Here is a 21,629-nt window from a genome sequence, read left to right on the forward strand (position 1 = left end):
CGTAGGCAAGTCTGAGTAGTTCACAGAGGCTGAAGGGCTTGAATCACAACCTGGGTGTCAAGTAACATCAAAGGGCTACCTTGAGAATCCACAAAGTAACCCTGTAAGAATGAGCCTAATCTGGCAGGTAACATCGATGTCGAAATCGCTAACCGCTCTTGGGGATCGTGAACTTCAATAGTATTGACTTGCTCCACCAACAGCCCGACGGTTTGATTCTGGACTTGAACAAGCATCGCCATGCCAGAGTTACGCATACCTTCTCGCCGACACCAGTGTGTTGCTCCCAATAAAGCTGCTAAATCAAGAATCCAGATCGCTTCTCCCCGCCAATTCATTATGCCTAACAAGAATTCTGCTACCTGCGGTACTGGCAAAATCTCGGTCAGCGCAACCTGAATTACTCCCCGCAAATCAGCTAATGGGAGTAACCCATTTACCTTTCCATTCAATGGAAATCTTAAAAACCTCTGGTTGTTTCCTTGAGAAGAGTTTTCAAGTCGAAATTGGCTATTCATGGGTAGCGAAGAAAAGCTATCATTGCCCTGTAACATTGCCCTAGTTTCCTTTAGCGAATAAATTTATTAACAGTCTGGAGCAAGGTATTTTCATCTACAGGTTTGACTAAATAGCCATCAGCACCACTCATATTGCCCCAAGTTCTATCAACATCTGTGTTTTTAGTTGAGCAAATCACTACCGGGATTCCTTTTGTTGTCGGATCGGCTTTCAACTTGCGGCAGAACTCAAATCCACTTTGGCCTGGCAAAATCAAATCCAGTAAAATCAAGTCAGGTTTTTGTTGTTTCAACCTGAGTTGAGCCTCTTCACCACTACGAACTTCATAAACTGAATATCCTCCTTGCTCTAGGTAACGTGTCATCTTTTCGGATTCTGTGAGGCTATCTTCAACTAAAAGAACTTTTTTCATTTTTTTCCTAACTATTTAATTTAGAATTTGACAAATTATTGCGACAAATGTGTTTTGAAAATGGATGTAGGGGAGCCACTGGCATAACTACCACTTCAACCTAAACACTTAAATACTTGTGAAGCACATTGAGTACTTTCTCTGCTTCTACAGGTTTACCCAAAAAGTCAGTTGCCCCTACTAATTTTGCTCGCATCCGATCTACTATTCCATCTTTCCCCGTTAAGATGACAACCGGCACATTTTTGAGACTTGGAGTTTTACGGATTTGAGAACAAATTTCATAGCCATTTACTTTTGGCATCAATAGATCCAAAAAAATGAAGTCTGGCTTACTTTTAATTAGGTTTAAAACTGCCGTCAAAGAATCTTGAATGCCAACAAAGCGATAACCTTGATGGGTGAGAATTTCCTCCAAACTGCGACAGATCATCGGACTATCATCGACACAGGCTACTAAAGGTCTTGAGACATCAATAATTGCTTTACTAGCCGATGGGGGGGCAACTTGTATAACAGTGTTCTCTTCTTTCTTCAGTGAAGAATTGAAATTATTAACTGCACTGGACGGACTGACAATTTCTTTACTAGTCGCTGGGGGAGCAACTTTGTTGAAATTGGGTGCAACTTGTATAACAGTGTCTTCTTCTGTCTTTAGTGAAGAATTGGAATTATTAACTGCACTGGACGGGTTGCCAGTTTCTTTACTAATCCCAACCTGCCTGAGCTTTGGGGTAGGTGAAAAAGCGATCGCCCCTGTTTTTACCAATGTCATCAATAACCGAGTCAAAGCTAAGACATCCCGACCGCTTTTTTGCCCTAGACCTCGTAAAGTTTTTGTGCCATCAACTAGAGCAATAATCTGTTTAGAGGATGCTTGTCCTTGGAGTAGCTCAATTTGTTGAATTATCGGAAATAAATTGGGCGAGTAATTAGCCAGTCCTGCATCTCGCCATTCTTGCCAGGCTTGTGTAGCCCGTTTCAAGACTTCCTCTGTTGGTATTACAGCTAGGAGAACCCCAGGAACTTCACCAACAAAGGTAGTATGTGAAAACTGCCCTGCTGGATTGTCGCCATTTCTTTTGGCTTCAATGTACTGCATTATATCAAACAGGACTTCAGCTATTGAGCTTGCAATCAGGCTAACAAGTTGTTGTTGTTCGATTAATTTTTGTTCTCGCAACTTAGCAAGAATGGAATACTCGCGATAATTTTCCTGGGGAGAAACAAGCTGCTGCAACTGTGTCACATCCACATTAGAACAGTACCGCAACAAGTGTCGTCGCCATCGCTCATCGGCATTAGAACCGCCAGCCTGCCAAATTAATCGTCCTAAACGAAAATATAGCGTCCAAGTCGGCCCATCCCTTGCTTCAAGATTTAGCCTACCTGTGAATAATTTATTTTGAAGTTGCTCGATCAATTGATTCACAATGGATCGCACCTCCTAATATATCTAGAGTTTTGCATTTACATTAGAATTGCTAAAACAATCCAGCTTACTAACTTCATTGTGAGATTGCCAATAGCACAGTTCAAAACCTTGATTGAGCTATCCCAGGTTGTTATATCCCTTTCAAATCTGGATATTTTTAAAGTTAAAAGCCGGAAACTTGAACAAAGATTTAAGCTCTTTTTCTAATTATTAATAGGTTAACTAATTATTAATAGGTTAACTTGTTGCCATGTTACATCTATTGAGCAAATTGCTTTTATAGATGTGGTTGCAATACAGACCTGAAAAAGATGGGAATGTTGAATACTACAAAGCATAGACCAGCTTTAATGCTTATCGATTTTGTACTCTGCTGCTTAAGGCGATAGACATAAACAATCGTCCAACCGCTAGTCTGCAAATACAAAAAGTGAGCTTGAATTAAGTTTGTCCAGAAATTGCTTGTTGCCGAATAAAGTATTGGCGATCGCGTTGTTCTAGTACGCCTTGCTTAATCAAGGAGCGCAGGACATCTATCGTTTGCACCCGGCTTAAGCCTATCACTTCTTCAATTTCTATCAGAGTAGCTCCTTCAGCTTGCTGAATGTATTGCTGCACTTTAGATTTAGCAGTATCCGCATTCAAGGCAGGCACTTTCTTAGTCATCGTATTGGCGGAAGGACGAAAACCATTAGCTTTAATTGCAGAACGGGAGATTGACCATTTTGGAACTGTTACAACTGATTTCTCTTCTTTAACAGGAGTCGGGGAAACTGGTTGTTCGGGACTATAATCGTCCCAAACACTGTTATGTAAGATTGCCCGGAAATTTTGCAAGTTTTGGAATAATGCCTGAGCCTTTGCTGCCCGCTGTTGGCGGTATTCTTGCTGGCGTTGGCAGACATCTGTTTTTATTTGCAATATTTCCAATTGCCGCTCTACAATCTCTTGCTGAAATTGCTGCTGTTGTAAGTTCCTGTCGTTGTGAAGGCTGGTAACAAAACTGCTCAATTCTTGATGGAGCATATCTGCTTGCAGATGCAATTCTTGTTGAGTTAGCTGTTTCCACTGCTTAACTTTTTGACGGCGTTCAGCAGTTATTTGCAATCGCTGCGATCGCTCTTGTTCCCATAAATTCTTGAGAGCCATCAGATGATATCTCCTATTTTGTTAACTAGAAATATTAAATAAGCTGTTACGCATTTAATTTGTACATTTACCTGATGACTGATGACAGATGACTGTTAACCGTCAATAGTCATCTGTCAACGACCATCAAGAGTGTTTATATACTTTAGACGCGCATCAGCTTAGGAGCCATAAAGACTCCCTTTTCTAATGTGGGGTTAAGCAGCAGATGGAACAGCAGCCTGAGATGTTAAACCAACTGCCTCGGCATATCTTAAGTAAGTTTCAACTGAAGCAATTACAATCCGAGCTTCTATTGATAGCAGTTCAATACCAACTAAAGAAACACGTACCCAAGCATCAATTACAATTCCTTTGTCCAAAATGCGGTCAATAACTTCAGCCAGACTTGAAGATGAGTTAACTTTTTCAACAGCCATTTTCTTTTCCTCTCACAACTCTAATTATTTATTTCATCTTGCTCTGATTGAGCAGTAGGTAAAACTTACACAATGTGTTTTATTCTTCCTGAGTTTAGTGTTCCCAAAAATATAAGATAAATATAAGAAAATAAAAAAATATTAAAAAGTTAACAATATTTTTTTTAGACAAAAATTTAAGAAAAAATCATCTCATCTTGATTTTTTCTGGGAAAGTTATAAATATTATTTTTTATGAATTTATATGAGAGTATTTTTGAGAAAATGATACGGTGGGAGAGGTTCGCTGAGTGCTAATTGCCAGTGCGAGCATTGTACTTGCCAAAGGGAAAACTGCTGGGTACTGACCGTTGAATCGTTGCACTGTGCCAAAAAGTGGATTTGCTGCACATCTGACTGTCGAGTTTCACAGATAACATTTGTATATGTTTTGAGAATTAACTGGTTCAAGAGTTCCAACTGTTCGCATTGTTGTGCTTGAAATGCTTGCTGTGTTTGGTAGCGTTGTTTTTTAGCTAATAAATAGGCTTTTCCCCTGGCATCAATAGTGTCAGAATCGTCAAGTAAATCACAGGGTGTCAATTTTAAAGTGTACTCAACTTTGTCTGCTAGCTGAGTTAGGGTTTCTAGATATTGTTCTTGGTGCTGTTCTAAATGATTCAGCAGTTTTTCTTGCGAGGTAAAACCCCTCCCAAAGCGTAGGGGAAGAAGAGGAGTTTGTTGAAAAAGTTCTCGAATCACGCGATCGTGGTTTAATACAGCTTGAAGTAAATGCTCATCCGTTGCTTGTATTGCCTCCAGGGAGATTTCCGGCTCTACGATCGCACCTAAACCAGAAGAGTAAACGAGTTCAATATTCCTTTCCATCCCTAAAGGTAGAACAAGCGGTGATTCGGTCGGGACTAGAAGAGCATAAACGTATATTGACATAAGTAATTAAGTCTGGACAAATAAAGTTAACTAACTAATAATTCCCTTTTGTTCTACCAAAGTTAGGAAGTCCTCCGGGACGCTTCTTTTGACATCAAAGGTGTTTCCAGAGGATAAGGAAACTCCAAGAAATAAATTATCCAATATTGTGGGGTGGGCATCTTGCCCGCCCAGTCTATAGGGCGGGCGGGCAAGATGCCCACCCCACAAGAGTTAATTGGATATTTTTTATTTGGAAGTCTCTAAGTAGCTTCCGCTCTGAACTTCTGTATTTTTTCAAGGAAGAGACTATTAGTCTCTCCCATTAATTTTGAGGGATCAGAGAACGAACCGCAAAGGACGCAAAGAGCGCAAAGGAAGAAAAGTTAAGAAGGAGTTCAGCCATCAGAATTAATGGGACAGAACACTATTGAGATTGATGCTGATTAGCAAGCATTTGGTATGTAACTTGGAAATCATCATTTGTAATCTGAATCAAGCTGGAGTCAGTCAATCCTTGGGCGCGGTATCGACGAATTGCGCTTAAAGCAGCTTGATTGCTCAACAAAGCCAAGTCTGCGCCGTTCCAACCCTCGGTAACTGTCGCCCAGGTTTCTAAATCGACATCAACCAGGGGACGATCTAGATTGTGAACTTGTAAAATCGCTAATCGGCTGGCTCGATCTGGTAGATCGATTTTTATTTGTAAGTCCAATCTTCCGGCTCTAAGCAAGGCAGGATCGATCGCTTCTGGACGATTGGTTGCTCCTACTAACAGTACTTTCGGGCATTCATGCAACCCATCCAGTTCGGTGAGTAGTTGACCGACAACGCGATCGCTAACTCCAGAATCACCAGTGAATCGTCCCCGTGCTGGTGCCAGGGTATCAATTTCATCTATAAACACAACGCAAGGAGCTGCTTGCCGAGCTTTGCGAAAGAGTTCTCTGACTGCCTGTTCTGCGGCACCTACCCATCGACTGAGTAATTCCGGGCCATTCACAGCAATAAAGTTGGCTCTAGCCTGGGAAGCGATCGCTTTTGCAAGTAATGTTTTTCCCGTTCCCGGCGGCCCCCACAACAGAATTCCACGAGGAGGCTTGGCTTTGGTTTGCTCGTATAGTTCAGGATAAAGGAGTGCGCCTTCCACAGATTCTTGAAGTTTTTGTTTAACATCGTCCAAACCACCAATGTCATCCCAACTGACACTAGGTACTTCAATTGCTACATCCCTGAGAACTGAGGGTTTTATCTCTTTAATTGCTTCCAGAAAATCCTGCTGGATGATAGTCATGTTCTCAGGAACGGGACTGTTGAGCGAGGGGACTTGACGACGCAGGGCAATGTAGGCTGCTTTTTGACAAAGAGCTTTGATATCGGCACCAACAAAACCGACAGCCAAATCGGCGATCGCTCCTAAATTAATTGAAGTCTCCAAGGGCATGGCACTTGTCAAAATCGTCAGAATTTCCAATCGTCCATTGCGATCGGGAACCCGAAACTGAACTTCGCGATCGAAGCGTCCCGGACGACGCAGCGCCGGATCGAGATAATCGGGACGATTTGTTGCCGCTAATACAAGTACGCCCTCGGTTTTGGCAAACCCATCCATTAACCCAAGCAACTGCGCCACTAATCTTTTTTCAACTTCACCTTCCACTTGGCTGCGATCTGGGGCCAGGCTGTCAATTTCGTCAATAAATATCAGGCAGGGAGCAGAACGAGTTGCTTTCTCAAAAATACTTCGCAAACGAGCTTCTGCTTCCCCGTAATACTTGCTCATCACCTCTGGGCCATTGATGGCAATGTAGTTTAACTCTAACTCTTCTGCCAAAACACGGGCTGTTAAAGTTTTTCCCGTACCGGGCGGGCCAACGAGCAAAACCCCACGCGGAGGCTCTAACCCTAATTTCACCAATAAATCTGGACGTTTAAGTGGAATTTCAACTAACTCTCTGATTTCTTGGAGAACATCAGCCAAGCCGCCGATACCTTGCCAAGAAGCTTTTGAGTTCGTCCGAGCTGATGGGGGGGTGACATCAGTATCATCCGTTGGTGTAGCTGCATCGGTGGAATTGGATCTGACTCGGCTGGAATTACTTGTTCTCGGAATATTGCCTTGCCGGGGAATACTACTGAGATTATGAGACCGAATTTGAATAGAAGTTTTTAACTCCCCTTTCTCTACTTTTTCTTCTAAAGCTTTTGCAATTTCTAATAGGTGTTCAAATCCTTTAAATATGTCGTCCATTGATTTTAGTTAGAGGTTGTTTGAAAAGTGTTTCACTGTGATTTTGGGCACTTTTAGATCCCCCCTAGCCTTAAAAAGGGGGGAACCAGAATTAAAGTCCCCCTTTTTAAGGGGGATTTAGGGGGATCTAGAACGTTTTGCTACCGACAAGAGGACTTTTCAAACATCCTCTTAAATAAAAGGCAGAGAAAAATTTTATTTACAAAAAAATTAAAAGTTTCAATAATTTTTGATTCTCAATTTTTATTGCTGTTCAACAGAGAGAGGAATTAATCAGTTGGAAGTGGTTAATCGAAGACGAGCAAAGTTATACGGGGCAGTGAAATTGTTGTAGCGAATTCGTAAACGGTTTTCAAATTGATGATCGAGCGCTTCAACGTGTTCGCTAAATTGTGATTCTGCTTCCCAAGGAATTAGGTAGGCTGAATTGTAGATCATTGTGTCCATTTGGGGAGCATTTTCTACCACCTCGATCGCAATGGAATTGAGCGTGCTTTTAAATACATCTATGATGCCTTGCTTGCGATCGCTCATTCCCTGTTCGATGGTTTGCCCTATTTGGATTACCCGCTCCATACTCAGGGGTTGACCGACTAGCTTATCCCTTTCGGTTTTGAGATTTGGGTGTTCTGCCAATAGTCCTTGAATTTCTGCATCGGTATCCCAAAAAACTTTGACACTAACTTCTCGGCAACCCGATAACTTCGCAAGCATTTGCGTCAATTCTTCTTGATGAGGACGAATTAATTGCTGTGAAACCGTTTCCCAACTGGAAACCAAAAGTCCAAATTGCACGGGCAGTAAATAGCGATCGCCTCCTTGCATGATCTCCTCAAGGACTTTTTCATGACTTAGCAGGTTACGACGGCTGGCCAAATAACGCTCTTGCTGTGCTTCTGAGTAGATTACTGCAAAATCATCCAAAATTTTAATTTGTACGGGTTGCCGATCTAAGCCCTCTAAATTTAAATTTTGTGGAGCAGGCAAGGTCAAAATTCCATAAATGTAAAAACTCATATAAATGTCTTACCAAGAAGAATGTAGTTAAATAATTCGTAATTCGTAATTAAGTTTTGTAATGGGGATTTAACCCAATCGCATTACTTGCTAAGAGTCTTGTTGGGGTATTAAACCATGAGTATTTACTGCCATATCCTTCATTCCGTGAAATCCTTAAATCAGTTAAATCAGTGATAAAAAAGTTACAGGGGTTTAGAAGTGAGTACTAATCTTAACTTGGCATGAACTAAGCTTAATTGAGCCAGTCCTAAGTCCAAGTCACCTTCAACCACAACACCCGTATTTAATAGGCGATCGAGAAGTTCTAAGATAGAGGGTTGACTAGAGGTTTCACCGGGGTAGTATCCTCCAGATTGGGGAAGTAAATTTCCCATTTCACCCAAGTTAATATTTAGATCGGCTGGGTCAACATCAAATATCTCGCAAAGCTTAACAACCTGTTGTTCAAGCTGTTGAAGGCTTTCGGCAGCCCGATCTAGCTCATGGTCGTTGAGAGTGCCAGCATCCATTCGCCGAATCACCTGAGCTTCCATGAGTTGGCGTATCAGTTCAACAACCGTCAGTAATAACGGTGCTAAACCCGAATCAGAACCTTTTGATTTGCTAATCCCCTGCATTCTGATGATTAATAGGATTGAGTGTTTTAAGCGATTGCAGTTCTGTTTCTAGACTGGCAAGACGCTCTTGAAGTTGTTGATTAGTTGCTAATAAGGTGCGAGTTTGGCTATTAAGATAGGGGTCGCTCTCCCACCAATTAATTCCAATCTCTTTGGCTTTATCAACAGAAGAAATCAACAAACGAATCCGAATGTTGAGCAGTTCTGTGGAGCCTACGGAAATAGAAATATCTCCTGCGATAACAATGCCTTTATCCAGAACCCGTTCTAGAATATCTGCCAAGGTAGAACCTTGAGTTGATGTGGTGATAGCTCCCCGATTAGTATTAGTACTCATTTGTTTATTAAATGGCCAGAATCAAAAGCAACTGTCTGTGATATGCTCGGCGACTCGGCATTGCCCTGCATTTGTACTAATACTCCCTGTTCTCTGAGAGATTTGAGTGCAGCCACAATTTGACTGCGATCGATCCCTAGTTCTACTGCCAATTCAGAGAAACGCCTTCCTGGAGAATTACACAGGTAGTTGTAGACTTCATGCTCGTAAGGTACTCGTTGTTCCAATACAACCTGATTTTGGTTGTTTGGTATTATCTCTGACGGCTGAGTTTGAGTATTTATACTATGATGCAATTCACTTAAAACCTCTTCCAGTAGCCGAGTTGCTTCCATGAGAGGTTGATTCGTGCGAGAAAGCAGGATATCGGCACAAATATCTTGGAAGTTAGGATCTCCAGGGTTTACAGAAATTTCGTGTTCGTGGCAGATTTTGGCAATCATCAGACAGGAACGCAATCCACCGCCTTGTCCAGAGCCAGATCGACTCCAAAACGTCCGTACTAAGCGGACAATTACTTCTGCTTTCTCAGAATCTATGCCTGTTTTATGAACTACAATTTCCTGCTGACTCAGTTCATCAGGTGTAGGCATATCGATGGTAATAACACGATCCATCAAAGCATCCTGAGTTGCATGAACTCCACAATACTCTTGAGGATTTGATGTTAAGATTGCCCGAAACTGAGGATGAACCCGGATATACTCGGCTCGATGTTGGTTTGTTGGTAATACTAACAACCTCTCCTCAAGTACGGAGAGTAAAACGTTATTTACCTCCGGGTGCGATCGATTGAATTCGTCGTAAACCAGCGTGAATCCTTCTTTACAAGCTAGGGTTAATCGTGCATCAACCCAGTGTTGTCGGAGTTCATCCTCAACTTTAACAACGCTGTGGATATAGTTATCAACAACCTTTTTACGGGTATAACCTAATTGATTACCAATCAAGTCTGAGGTTTTAAACTCATCATCTCCAAATAAGAGGATGATCGGCTGGTTGAGCAAATCAGCTAGATGCATTGCCAGAGTAGTTTTTCCGACTCCGGCTGCACCACGTAAGTGTATGGAAAAACCTGACTGTAGATAGCGCAAAGCACGTTGAGCGACGCGTTGAACCGCAGGTGTATTGACAAATCGCTGGGGAGATGCATTTAATACTGTTGTCAAACTTTAAGTACCTCCTCAATAGTAATGTGTTATACGAAAGTCTTTTTTGTTACATTGCAAATATAAAATACAGATGTCAATCAGCCTTAACTGGACTCAAATCCAACGGATTTTGGCATCAACACAAGACTAGTAATGTTTAATATTTATGTCATCAGCATGATTACGGTGTTGAGAGGATACCTTTAAGAAGTCCACACAGGTGTAAAGCAATATGGTTCTGCGCTTCTTACTATTACCGATTACTGGCCCATTAATGGGGGTAACGTGGCTTGGGGAAAAAATTTTAGAACATGCCAGTACTGAAATTGATGATAAAGAAAATCTCAGCAAGCAACTTCTTGCACTCCAACTTGCTTTTGATATGGGGGAAATTCCTGAAGAAGAGTTTGAAATTCAGGAAGAAGCTCTTTTATTAGCGATTCTGGAAGCAGAACAGGAGGAACGCGATCAGACACAAGAGGATTGAAATTCTTTCCTAGCTTGTGTGATTTATTGCTTTAACTAACGTGCGCCTCCGTTGGAGACTCACGTTAATTTTAAAAATTTTGTTAGCTATTATACTTAAATAAATTATGCTTCTACTGTACAAGTATTAATTTTAGGACTTACGCAACTGGCATATTATTTTTAGTTTGTAGTGTACCCCTTCGGGGAAGCAAGCTACGCGTAGCGTCTCGCAGAGAGGACTTTAGTCCTCAAAATCAGGGCTGAAGCCCTTACTACAAACTAAAAGTTTTAATTTTTTGTGACACTTGCGTAAGTCGTAAATTTAATGGAAGCTTTACCCGATAATTGGGCAGATATTCAACCTGATACTGTATATCTTTCAATCAGTGGTCTGCTAGTTTTATTTGGCAGTGAACAAATAAAGTTGGGATTAAAATACGATCGGAAGGGGAAACATTTAAAAGCCATTGAGAAAGGGCTTGTACCTCCTCGCGGTAATGTTGGCTTGGTGGCTTCCCAAGAATCTGGCTACGATTTGAAATCTAAAGTCTTAGGTAAAGGTGGCGATGCCTGCGGCGGGCTGCGCCTACGCCGATTTCATGCAAAATTCATTGATGGTATATTGCACTTCCCTGGTTTGGTAACAGAACATTAAACCCACATAACTATGACAAGGCTCGAATTAAAAAATCATCAAGTTTGGCAAGATTTAACTGAAATATTACAAAGTTTAGATGCTAATCTTCTTGTTCAAGAACATCTTGACCAGTGTGATTATAAAGTGTGTGGCTATTGGGATGAACAAGATGAATATTATGAGAAAATTACGTTACCTCGTACCCTAGAAGCCGAATTAGTTAGCAGTTCAATAGGCGTTACTCACAAAGAACGTTTTTTACAACTAAAGTTTTTGCTCATAGCTGATGCTGTTGATAATACAAAAACTGCAAGTAGCAATGCTCAAAAACTTGGTGAATTGGTTCTTGTTTATGATGAAAATCTAGAATTTATTGATGAGAATTGGCTTTTAGATGTCGATTCTTCATTCCTTATGAAGCTATCTGGCTAATTTTAGGCAATTGAGTAGAAATAAGAAATAACTAAGCAACGAATTTTCGTGCCTAATTTATGAGTTGGAATATGACGGCTGTTGAGTTGTTGGAGCGTTACGCTGTTGGTGAGCGTGATTTTGCTGGAGTTGACTTGAACGGAGTCGATTTGAGTGGGGCTGTGTTGAGAGAAATTAATTTAGATCGAGCGGATCTTAGTGGAGTTAACTTTACTGGTGCCGATCTCAGTGGGGGTTATGGTAGAGATCGCCATCCTGCATATACCAAAATTAGATATGCCATTTTAAGAAATGCTATTTTTCGAGATGCCAATGTGAGCTACGTTAATTTCTCTCGTTCTGATCTAAGCTTCGCTGATTTTAGCCGGGCTTACGGTAACGGAGTTTGCTTCGAGGATGCCTGCTTGTTTTGCGCTTTGTTGAACGATGCTGAGATTGGAATTAGCAGTTTTGACGGAGCGAACGTTGAAGAAACTATCCTTCAAGATGCTGAGTGGGTATGAGGTATTTTTCAACTAATTTATTCAGCATTAATTATGTTGGTTATTAACAGGCTTAGATGTGCAACCAGGACAAACGCTAATTTTGGCTGATGTTTTTCTGCCGCCCCCGCTTCGCTCTTAGTGCTTTCAGCAATGCTTTATAGAGTAGGTATTAAGCCTTTGCTTCGCAACTTCCTTGCGAAGAATAGACAAGCTGAAATCTTAGTACTTAGTATTCCAATGTTAAGGTTTTGAATTTTGGTGTCTTTTTCTCCAAGTCAATCTTTGCTTGCTGATGGGTCGTGTCTTCTTCAGCAAGTGTTTGACTATTTAAAATAGCAAGACGCTGCTGAATCTGATGTCGGCGTGCTTCGAGTTTCTTTAGTTCCTCCTCTAAACGCTCCTTCTCTAACATCATTTTGTAAGCATTTAAGTAAGCTGTTGCTTGAGAACGTTGAGGAGGCATGGTGCTAAATTTGGCTTGAATTTGTCTGCGGTTTGGAGTGCGATGCATAATAAATTTCTCTTTGGGTATGAAAGTATTTAGTCTAATTAGCCGTTAAAATAAACAGGCTGCGGCTGCTTGGATGCGTTCTAAAGGCTGAACTGAGCGAGGAAGCATTGGTAAGCGAACTATTGTCAAACCTGGAAAATTTGTCTCGCAGTCATCGCAATTAATGGTTGCTGTAGAAGTAAAACGGTTGAGAACAAGGTAATTCTGACTTACACCTATTTCTTGCATAGATTTGAACAAGCGTTGTTGTTCGGCAAGTACGCTAGTCTGGTTAAGTGTAACCCCAATGAACTCTGCTTGTTGTGGGTCTTTTAGCACTTTTTGGGCTTTGACTACGCGCTGTCGCAAAGTTCGTAAACGCCCCATAAACTCTGTACGACCAAGGACATTCTGATACTTGATCCAGAGTTTGAAAATCCAAGCTAGCCAGTCTGCTAATGCAGTTGGCATTTCTAGAAAACGCAGAAGATGACCTGTAGGAGCAGTGTCTAAAATAATCAAGTCTTCTTCTTGTTGCTCTAGCAATTCCATTACTGTTAACAGGGAAAGTATTTCATCAATCCCTGGTAAAGCTTGATCGACAATTTTGCGCCAGGCAGCAGGAGCATAGGCCATTTCAATAGCTTCGCTTGTTTGGGTTTCGCCACTCATCATTTCGGCCAGTTCCCATAGGTAATCGGCTCTGAATTGATCGACAATGCGATCGCCATCCACTTCCTGACCTCGAAGATTGGCAGTTATTTGATATGGTTCGTGTCCTAAACTCAAACCAAAGGCATCACCCAAGGAATGGGCTGGATCGATAGAAACCATGCGAATTTTACGATCGGGATGTTGTTGAGCCATAGCCCAACCAATCCCAGCTGCTACTGTGGTCTTGCCTACTCCACCCTTACCGCCAATTAGTAATAGGCGACGACCTTCGGTGAGAAAATCTCCAAAGCTAGGAGAAATTTTTTCAGGCCATTGAATTGGGAGTAGATGAACAGGAGATGGCGGTTCAAGCTGAGGAACATGGATTTGGTCGATCAGATGGCTGAGGGCTACAATTCCCAAAGGCTCCTTATCTTGCTGCGGGACAATAAACATCGGCTTTCCGTTAGCAATAGCCGTATACTGACCGATCATCGGTTGTTGTTCTTGGTAACGATCTGGGTCAGTCGCACTGGCAAGGACTTGGTTAACAAACAACCCTCCGCAAGGAATCTGCATGGTTTGTAAGGCTTCTAGGAATCGTTTTGACTCCAACCAACTCATTGGTTCGGCGATCGCAACTAACAAACAAGCTGTATGCGTGGGATCTTGAAGCAGACGACGGCCTTGCGACAGTTCAGCTTTCAGGGTTTGCAAAAACTCGTCAGCGCGATCGGGTGTGTAACTTCCAGCAAAGGTCTTACTAATAATCCGATGCTTTTCTTGAAACAGTTCAAGAGAGTGGAGGAAAGTGTCTAAAAAATCCATCAATCCAAACAAGTTGAGAGTATGACCGCTAGGAGCCATATCTACTACTACTCGATCTACCTGCTGATCGTTGAAAAGACGTTGGATCTCTAACAAGCCCATCAACTCGTCCAGTCCAGGCCAATTTAAATCCCAAACTGGAGACAAGTCTTCTCCTTCAACAAAACTACCGCGCTCCACTAACAGTTCTAACACCTGACCATAACGTTCTTTAAAGTCTTGTAGCAGACGCTTTGCATCCAACGCCCTTACTAGTAGATTGGGTAGTTCCGCTATGGGACGAGGAATGTCATCAACGCTAACTTGTAAAACATCTCCAAGAGAGTGAGCCGGATCGGTTGAGATTAAAAGAATTTTCTCATTGGCAAATTTCTGCGCCCAACGACATGCAAAGGTGCAGGAGATTGTCGTTTTTCCGACTCCACCTTTGCCGCTAAACATAGCAAGGTGTAGGTTATCAAAAAGTTCCATCCCGTTTGTCATTTCTGGCGTTTTAGGATAAAGTTACTACATATTTTTGAAAGTTACTTAAGTAATTTTGCTGAATAAACCTATTTAAAACCTTAATCTTTCTAGGATTTACAAAACTTCTATCCTATAGACTACCGTGTACACACAAGTTGGAAATAATTGACAAATCCGGGTTTTACCCCACCCTAACCCTCCCCTTGTAAAGGGGCTACGTCAGTTTGAATCCTTCTTTTTGGGCTGGAAACTTGCTCTGGGTATGGATGTGTGTACACCGTAGTTGTAAAGGGGAGGGAACTAGATTTCTTTTTTTCCCCCTTTACAAGGGGGGATTAAGGGGGGTAATTGACTTGTGATCCTATAGGGCGGCGACAGGGAAAGCTTCACCAGAGAATGTGTAATTAATTTTGTTGAGGTACTTACAAAGATTAGCCGAGGAACTATAACTGAGGTAAAGATTTAGCCAGAGATGTCCAAAGGTAAGGAGATAAGATGGTTAACAGTTCTGAAGGCGATATAAATATTGGGTTTAATGTCCAATGTATTTCTGAATACGACTTTTTTTCTGACAGTAATTTTGAGGACATTCATTGTCGTCCACTGAAAACAGACTCTCCCTACTTAGGACTAAAAACTTTTGAAATTAAAGATAAAGACAAATTTTTTGGTCGGGAGAAGTGGATTGCTAATCTGGGCGATCGCTTAAAAAAAGATAATGTACTCTTGCTTTTAGGAGCATCAGACACGGGCAAATCATCATTGATTCGGGCAGGTTTAATTCCTTATTTAGGATCTAATAAAAAATCATTAATTAATATAAGTTTTCACCCAGATGAAAATCCTTTTAAATCTCTTTATCAGTGTCTTGCTTCTACTTATGGTAAAAAATCGTCACTAGCGGATATTTCTAAAGAAATAAGAGAAAATACCCTAATTAAAATTGTCACATTCCTCAAACAAGATTATCAGTGTATTCTGATTTTTATTGACCAATTTGAAGAACTGTTTACAAAAACTCAAAAACCGGAACGCGATAAATTTTTTGCTAGTCTCTTTCAACTGTTCCAGCAGCAGGATAGCTCTGTCAAAATTGTTTTAACAATGCGGTCTGATTTTTTGGATAAATTTAGTGAGTATCCCCAACTTGCAAAGATCCACGATCGCTATAGTCGTATACTCACTAGAATGAGCGATGGAGAATTAAAGTTAGCGATCGCTGAACCTGCTGCGAGAAATGGCGTTATCTTTGAACAAGGATTAGTTGAGCAAATTATTCATGATTTTCACCAACAAAATGATTATTTACCACTTCTGGCATACACCTTAGATGTACTGTGGGAAAGAGAAAATATTGCAAACCGGGTTCTGAAGATAAAGACTTATCAAGAACTAAAAGAGCAAACGTTTGGTTATTTAAGCGAACAAGCTAATCAATTTATTAATCCTAGTCTTGGATGGCGCGATCGCCATTTGAGAGAAAAAGAACAAGAGATTCAAAAGTTAAACCTTGCACTGACTGAATTAAAACTACGCGAACAATCCGCCAGAGTTTTGAATTTATTTCCTGTCCAACCGCTAGAGGGTTTGGTGCTGGCAATTCAAACAATGGGTGAGAATTTAGAGAAATATCCAAACCAGCTTCTAGCTCCTGTTTTGGGAAGCTTAAAGGAAGCAATGAACACACCCACAGAGGCAAATAGCTTGCGCGGACACGAGCAAGAGGTTAATTGTCTAGCCTTTAGTCCTGATGGCAAGTTTATTGCTAGTGGCAGTAGCGATTCTACGGTTTGCTTGTGGAATATCATTGGCAATCCTACCGCTCAATTTTTATTGGGGCACGAGCAAGAGGTTAATTGTCTAGCTTTTAGTCCTGATGGCAAGTTTATTGTTAGTGGCAGTATTGACGGAATTTTGTGTTTATGGGATCTACAAGGTAATCTCATTACTCAACCGTGGCAGGGACATGAGGAAGGAGTTATTTCCGTCGCCTTTAGCCCAAATAGCGATGGCTGCGCCAACCCCGGAGGGGTACGCATTGTCAGTGTTGGTTTTGACGGAACAGTTTGTTTGTGGGATTTACAAGGTAACGCCATTACTCAACCTTGGCGCGGACACAAGGAAGGAGTTATTTCCGTCGCCTTTAGCCCAAATGGCGATTGCATTATCAGTGTTGGTTTTGACGGAACGGTGTGTTTGTGGGATTTACAAGGTAACAGCATTACCCAACCCTGGCACAAACATGAGGCGAAAATTATTTGCGTCGCCTTTAGCTCTGATAGCAAGTTTATTGTCAGTGGTAGTAGTGATTCTACAGTGCGGTTGTGGGACATCCAAGGTAATCCCATCGGTCAACCTTGGCACGGGCATGAAGGACATATAAATTCTGTAGCGTTTAGCCCTGATGGCAAGTTTATTATTAGTGGTAGCTGCGATCGCACAATACGCTTATGGAATATCAATGGCAACCCCATCACTCAACCTTGGCGGGGACATGAAGGACAGGTTAATTCCCTAGCCTTTAGCCCCGATGGCAAGCTGATTATCAGTGGTGGCGATCGAACTGTGCGTTTGTGGGAGCTACATCAAATATTACAAGAGCGGGTCATCGGGCGATCGCAGCGCAAATATGAGAATTGGGTCAATTCTGTCACCTTTAGCCCTGATGGTCAGTGGATTATCAGTGCCAGCAATGATTCGACAGTCCGCTTGTGGGATATTCACGGCAACCCCATTGGTCAACCTTGGCGCGGACATGAAAAAGAAGTCAATTCTGTCACCTTTAGCCCTAATGGTCAGTGGATTATCAGTGCCAGCAATGATTCGACAGTCCGCTTGTGGGATATTCACGGCAACCCCATTGGTCAACCTTGGCGCGGACATGAAAAAGAAGTCAATTCTGTCACCTTTAGCCCTGATGGTCAGTGGATTATCAGTGCCAGCAATGATTCGACAGTCCGCTTGTGGGATATTCACGGCAACCCCATTGGTCAACCTTGGCGCGGACATGAAAAAGAAGTCAATTCTGTCACCTTTAGCCCTGATGGTCAGTGGATTATCAGTGCCAGCAATGATTCGACAATCCGCTTGTGGGATATTCACGGCAACCCCATTGGTCAACCTTGGCGTGGGCATGAAAAAGAAGTTAATTCTGTCGCCTTTAGCCCTGATGGTAAGTGGATTGTCAGTGCCAGCAATGATTCGACAGTGTGCTTGTGGGATATTTACGGCAACCCCATTGGTCAACCTTGGCGTGGGCATGAAAAAGAAGTTAATTCTGTCGCCTTTAGCCCTGATGGTAAGTGGATTGTCAGTGCCAGCAATGATTCGACAGTGTGCTTGTGGGATATTCATGGCAACTCCATTGGTAGACCTTGGCGCGGGCATGAGTATTGGGTAAATTCCGCAGCTTTTAGCCCTGATGGTAAACTGATTGTCAGTGGTAGTCTTGATGGAACAGTCCGCTTGTGGTACTGTGGGTGGCAAGAATGGTTGCAAGTTTGCTGCAACAGATTAAATTATCATCCCGTCTTTCAAAATCCTGAAAATGGCAGTGATGTAGAAATTGCCTACCAAACTTGTCAAAAATATGTATGGAATCCACAATTCCCCAAACAGTTGCACAACCAAGGAGCAGCCAAGCTAAAAGAGAAAGCTTTTTTAGCAGCTTTAGAGGATTTTAAGCAAGCAGTTCAACTTAATTTCACATCGCACTGGAAAGATCGCCTTGCTTGGCAATCAGTACCCACAGAGAACCAATAACTCGGTCTACGGTTGACAACTGCAATAAAAGTTTTGAATGCATCCTGCACGTTTAGGGACTTTGCGTTCCCGAACTAGTGCTGCATATAAGGGTATCAATACCTTGATTCAACGTGAAGGTTCTAAAGATTTCTTTTGGAAGTCCACTATTCGGGATTTGGATGAAAGTGATTGGGAAGAACGCAGACTAGATATTCATCACATTTTCCCCAAAAGTTGGTGTGACAAGCAGGGTATTCCCGCATCTCGCTATAACTCTATCCTCAACAAAACTCCAATATCGTTTAAAGCAAATCGCATGATTGGCGGTAAAGCTCCAAGTAAATATCTGGTTCAACTTCAAAAGCATGACAGTGTTCAGCTAGACGATGCAGGTATGAATGCAATTCTGGCAACTCATCAAATCGACGCAATAACACTTCGACAAGATGACTTTGAGGGTTTTATGGCATCGCGTCAAAGGATGATACTTGCCAAAATCGAAACTTATCAACTTTAGTCAAATTCACGCCAATCTTACTATATTGAAAACCGCAATCACACTCAAAGGTGCCTATAGGATTTTTTATATAAGAATAGGTCGAATTTAGATCATTGCTTAAAAGCATCACTAACTTCGTAACCACAGAATGGAGATAGTGTTCGCAAGCAGGATTTAGACAAAGCCAAGGCCCCTTACCAAAAGGTTTATATTTAGATTTACGAGCAAAAAATGTTGAAGGCGAATTCCTCAAAAATCTAATCATTAGCAGATGCATTACCGGGTCAAAAAACTCCAAATGCAATCGAAAAATTTTAAATAAATTTATGTTATTATTACTGACATTTATACCAAGAGCCTCAAGAAATTCACTTCCATAAAAAGACAAAAATTTCTGTCGTAAACCTTGCTCATATACCTGACGGTCTAGAGTCGCTAAATTCCTCTTAATCAATAAAACCTAGCGTGGCAAAACTTACTAGAGAAGAGCGGAAATCCTGTAATCTTGACCTTGTAGCGAAATAATGGTGCAAAAACTTGGCAAGAAAAAGTTTAAAACCAGAGGCAACATCGTTTGAAGTACTCGATTGTGTTCAAAAAAAATGCCCCTCGTGCGGTCAAGCAATGTGGAATGAATACAATAATCCTCGACATATAAGAACGTTAAACGGGGTAGTAGAACTACAGCTAAAAATTCGTCGATGTCGAAACAAGTCATGTCTGCGGTATAAAAAAGCATATCGACCAGAGCAAGAAGGGTCACTCGCTCTACCACAGAGCGAATTTGGTTTGGATGTGATTGCTTATATAGGAGCATTACGCTACCAGGAACATAGAAGTGTTCCCCAAATACACACTCACCTCGATATTATTGGGTATATGTATAAGGTAAGCGTTCGGTCACGCACCTAATTGACAGATATGACGAGAAAATTCTTTGTGGCTAAAAGACCATAAAAGGTTAAAAGCAATATTTAAAAATCAAGGACGGGTGATATTAGCGATCGATGGGATGCAGCCAGAAATTGGACATGAGGTATTATGGGTAATTCGAGATTGCTTATCAGGAGAAATAATACTAGCTCTAAAACACCTGATATCTAAAGGGTTATCTGCAACTGCATCTTTATTTTCACCTGTTATAGTTGCATATCAATGGGTTGATAAGGCTAGTAATATTCTTAATAATAAAATAGGTCTTGATGCTGCTGGAGTTAAACAAAGTTATCAGGAACTATTAACAGAAATGTCCCAACAAAAACAGAAAGCTGGTACACTCAATACCGCAATCGATAACTTTATAAAAACTACCCATAACTACTGGTCTGGACTTTTTCATTGTTACGAAATTGAAGATTTTCCCCGAACTAATAATGACTTAGAACATGCTTTTGGTATGCTACGTCATCATCAACGTCGTTGTACTGGTCGTAAGGTTGCCCCCTCATCCCTCGTTATTCGTGGTTCTGTCAAACTTGCCTGTGCCATCGCTACTAAACTTCATTCTTTTACCGCATCTGATTTAGCACAAGTTGATATCGTTACTTGGCTCGAATTACGCTCTCAATTGCAAAAACACTACGCATTGCCAGAATTGAACAATATCGATTTCGCAGAGACCCCAAGGGTTACTTGGCTAATTTAGAGAGTCGTCTTCTCTAGTAAGTTTTGCCACGCTAGGTAATAACACTTAGTTTTTTAGAGTAAGCAATATTTTGTAGTACGACTTTGAGATAGCTTCCTTGGAGTAGCGAGCGCCTTATGCTTTGAGAATTTAACTCACGAAATTTCATAAATTCTCATTGTGGACGGATTCATTTTCGTTGATTAGCTCGATTCAAATGAGTATTTTATCGTTTAAAAAATAACAACATCCCATGTGGATTATCTAAAAATACATCTTTATTACTATTATGATTTTGCGATTCATCCCCTTGCAAATCTTGACTTGAAAGTGAGTACACATCAGTTGCAACAAGCTGATATCCTTGAGTATTGAAATAACCAACTAGTTTATCAGGCATTACATGAGATGCGCCGTAACTTGGTAACAAATTATGTTCAATTTTATCCTGGTCTAAAATATTTAATTGCACAACACCTGTACGACAAAATATATCAAAATCAATCGGCTCAAATAAGCCACTTGTAGTAATTTCTATTGAATTTAATTCCATCGCCAGTTGCTTTATACTTGCAAAATTCCGCGACCACGGGTTGCCCATTAAAAATAACCGTATCGATATTGCCTCTGGCTGCACCTTCACGATATCAAGTAATGTTTTTGTAACCGCATTTAGTTGCAAGTAATCTAATACTCCATGAACCGAAACTAGCCGCAGGCTATTAGGAGCGTAAAGTTTTGTCAGTTCTAGTTCTGCTAGATTGCGATCGCAAAAATAATTTAACTGTAGGTTTGGGTATTGGCTGCGTAAAGCTAAAAACTTTTCTGGCGGATTAATAGCAATGTCGTAACAGTCGATTGTCGGAAGTTGGTAGCGCGTCAAGTCAACTCCCTCAAAACCAAAAAAAACTTCACGTTCGGCAAAACCTGCACCCAAGATAGCTGCACTATCACCATTACCTGAAAGAATCGCTTCCCAAGTGAGGGGATAAACATTGGGGGTAAGTTCCAAAAGTCTAGCTCGACTAATCTCTAGAATATTGCCACTGCCCTTGTTTTCTAGGAATCTTACTGCCATAAAACC

General features: G+C 41.3%; 21 protein-coding genes and 1 pseudogene. 7 read left to right on the plus strand and 15 right to left on the minus strand.

The window, feature by feature from the left end:
* Positions 1-20: 20 nt before the first annotated feature.
* The 11 genes from FD724_RS13710 to gvpN form a co-directional block, all read right to left on the minus strand.
* Positions 21-554 carry a chemotaxis protein CheW gene (locus FD724_RS13710; protein WP_179073006.1) on the minus strand — a complete coding sequence of 178 codons (534 nt, stop codon included), beginning with the start codon at positions 552-554 and terminating at the stop codon, positions 21-23.
* Positions 555-568: 14 nt separating this feature from the next.
* Positions 569-931 (minus strand): response regulator transcription factor, encoded by a 363-nt coding sequence (locus FD724_RS13715; protein WP_069071669.1) that lies wholly within the window; start codon positions 929-931, stop codon positions 569-571.
* 100 nt (positions 932-1,031) lie between these two features.
* On the minus strand, positions 1,032-2,363 hold the full coding sequence (locus FD724_RS13720) for a response regulator (RefSeq protein WP_179073007.1): 1,332 nt from the start codon (positions 2,361-2,363) through the stop codon (positions 1,032-1,034).
* Positions 2,364-2,807: 444 nt separating this feature from the next.
* Complete coding sequence (locus FD724_RS13725) at positions 2,808-3,515, minus strand: gas vesicle protein GvpC (RefSeq protein WP_179073008.1); 708 nt, start codon at positions 3,513-3,515, stop codon at positions 2,808-2,810.
* A gap of 197 nt (positions 3,516-3,712) precedes the next feature.
* Entirely contained in the window at positions 3,713-3,934 is a 222-nt protein-coding gene (gene gvpA, locus FD724_RS13730; protein ID WP_012408764.1) for a gas vesicle structural protein GvpA, read from the minus strand.
* A 240-nt stretch (positions 3,935-4,174) separates the two neighbouring features.
* Positions 4,175-4,864, minus strand: a complete 690-nt coding sequence (locus FD724_RS13735; protein ID WP_179073009.1) for a GvpL/GvpF family gas vesicle protein — start codon at positions 4,862-4,864, stop codon at positions 4,175-4,177.
* A gap of 406 nt (positions 4,865-5,270) precedes the next feature.
* On the minus strand, positions 5,271-7,094 hold the full coding sequence (locus FD724_RS13740) for an AAA family ATPase (protein WP_179073010.1): 1,824 nt from the start codon (positions 7,092-7,094) through the stop codon (positions 5,271-5,273).
* Between the two features lie 273 nt (positions 7,095-7,367).
* Positions 7,368-8,111, minus strand: a complete 744-nt coding sequence (locus FD724_RS13745; protein WP_179073011.1) for a GvpL/GvpF family gas vesicle protein — start codon at positions 8,109-8,111, stop codon at positions 7,368-7,370.
* A gap of 185 nt (positions 8,112-8,296) precedes the next feature.
* A complete protein-coding gene (locus tag FD724_RS13750; RefSeq protein ID WP_179073012.1) occupies positions 8,297-8,731 on the minus strand; it encodes a gas vesicle protein K in 435 nt (144 codons plus the stop codon).
* A complete protein-coding gene (locus FD724_RS13755) occupies positions 8,718-9,068 on the minus strand; it encodes a gas vesicle protein (protein ID WP_114085077.1) in 351 nt (116 codons plus the stop codon). Before FD724_RS13755 ends, FD724_RS13750 begins: the two co-directional genes overlap by 14 nt.
* Positions 9,065-10,237: a gas vesicle protein GvpN gene (gene gvpN / locus FD724_RS13760; RefSeq protein WP_179073013.1), complete on the minus strand. Its 1,173-nt coding sequence runs from the start codon at positions 10,235-10,237 to the stop codon at positions 9,065-9,067. Before gvpN ends, FD724_RS13755 begins: the two co-directional genes overlap by 4 nt.
* 214 nt (positions 10,238-10,451) lie before the next feature.
* Between gvpN and FD724_RS13765 the strand changes: the two genes are divergently transcribed.
* The 4 genes from FD724_RS13765 to FD724_RS13780 all read left to right on the plus strand — a co-directional run bounded on the left by FD724_RS13765 (position 10,452) and on the right by FD724_RS13780 (position 12,259).
* Positions 10,452-10,706 (plus strand): gas vesicle protein GvpG, encoded by a 255-nt coding sequence (locus tag FD724_RS13765; protein WP_114085075.1) that lies wholly within the window; start codon positions 10,452-10,454, stop codon positions 10,704-10,706.
* A 306-nt stretch (positions 10,707-11,012) separates the two neighbouring features.
* Positions 11,013-11,342, plus strand: a complete 330-nt coding sequence (locus tag FD724_RS13770; RefSeq protein ID WP_179073014.1) for a hypothetical protein — start codon at positions 11,013-11,015, stop codon at positions 11,340-11,342.
* 12 nt (positions 11,343-11,354) lie between these two features.
* A complete protein-coding gene (locus FD724_RS13775) occupies positions 11,355-11,756 on the plus strand; it encodes a hypothetical protein (protein WP_179073015.1) in 402 nt (133 codons plus the stop codon).
* Between the two features lie 71 nt (positions 11,757-11,827).
* The gene (locus FD724_RS13780; protein ID WP_179073016.1) at positions 11,828-12,259 is read left to right on the plus strand and encodes a pentapeptide repeat-containing protein; all 432 of its coding nucleotides are present in this window, start codon (positions 11,828-11,830) and stop codon (positions 12,257-12,259) included.
* Between the two features lie 208 nt (positions 12,260-12,467).
* Here the strand turns inward: FD724_RS13780 and FD724_RS13785 are convergent, their stop codons facing one another.
* Positions 12,468-12,752, minus strand: coding sequence for a hypothetical protein (locus tag FD724_RS13785; protein ID WP_179073017.1), 285 nt, complete (start codon positions 12,750-12,752; stop codon positions 12,468-12,470).
* A gap of 45 nt (positions 12,753-12,797) precedes the next feature.
* Entirely contained in the window at positions 12,798-14,684 is a 1,887-nt protein-coding gene (locus FD724_RS13790; protein ID WP_179073018.1) for an ArsA family ATPase, read from the minus strand.
* A gap of 489 nt (positions 14,685-15,173) precedes the next feature.
* Between FD724_RS13790 and FD724_RS13795 the strand changes: the two genes are divergently transcribed.
* Both FD724_RS13795 and FD724_RS13800 read left to right on the plus strand, forming a co-directional pair.
* On the plus strand, positions 15,174-18,440 hold the full coding sequence (locus FD724_RS13795; RefSeq protein ID WP_179073019.1) for a WD40 repeat domain-containing protein: 3,267 nt from the start codon (positions 15,174-15,176) through the stop codon (positions 18,438-18,440).
* A 37-nt stretch (positions 18,441-18,477) separates the two neighbouring features.
* Complete coding sequence (locus FD724_RS13800) at positions 18,478-18,939, plus strand: hypothetical protein (protein WP_179073020.1); 462 nt, start codon at positions 18,478-18,480, stop codon at positions 18,937-18,939.
* Here the strand turns inward: FD724_RS13800 and FD724_RS42060 are convergent.
* Positions 18,884-19,375 carry a TnsD family Tn7-like transposition protein gene (locus FD724_RS42060; RefSeq protein ID WP_242060916.1) on the minus strand — a complete coding sequence of 164 codons (492 nt, stop codon included), beginning with the start codon at positions 19,373-19,375 and terminating at the stop codon, positions 18,884-18,886. The two genes, FD724_RS13800 and FD724_RS42060, sit on opposite strands and share 56 nt — an antisense overlap.
* 170 nt (positions 19,376-19,545) lie before the next feature.
* Here FD724_RS42060 and FD724_RS13810 point away from each other — a divergent pair.
* Positions 19,546-20,583: pseudogene (locus tag FD724_RS13810) on the plus strand (hypothetical protein).
* A 188-nt stretch (positions 20,584-20,771) separates the two neighbouring features.
* Here the strand turns inward: FD724_RS13810 and FD724_RS13815 are convergent.
* Positions 20,772-21,623, minus strand: coding sequence for a hypothetical protein (locus tag FD724_RS13815; protein WP_179073021.1), 852 nt, complete (start codon positions 21,621-21,623; stop codon positions 20,772-20,774).
* Between the last annotated feature and the right edge of the window lie 6 nt (positions 21,624-21,629).

Source organism: Nostoc sp. C057, from assembly GCF_013393925.1.
GTDB classification, from domain to species: Bacteria; Cyanobacteriota; Cyanobacteriia; order Cyanobacteriales; family Nostocaceae; genus Nostoc; species Nostoc muscorum_A.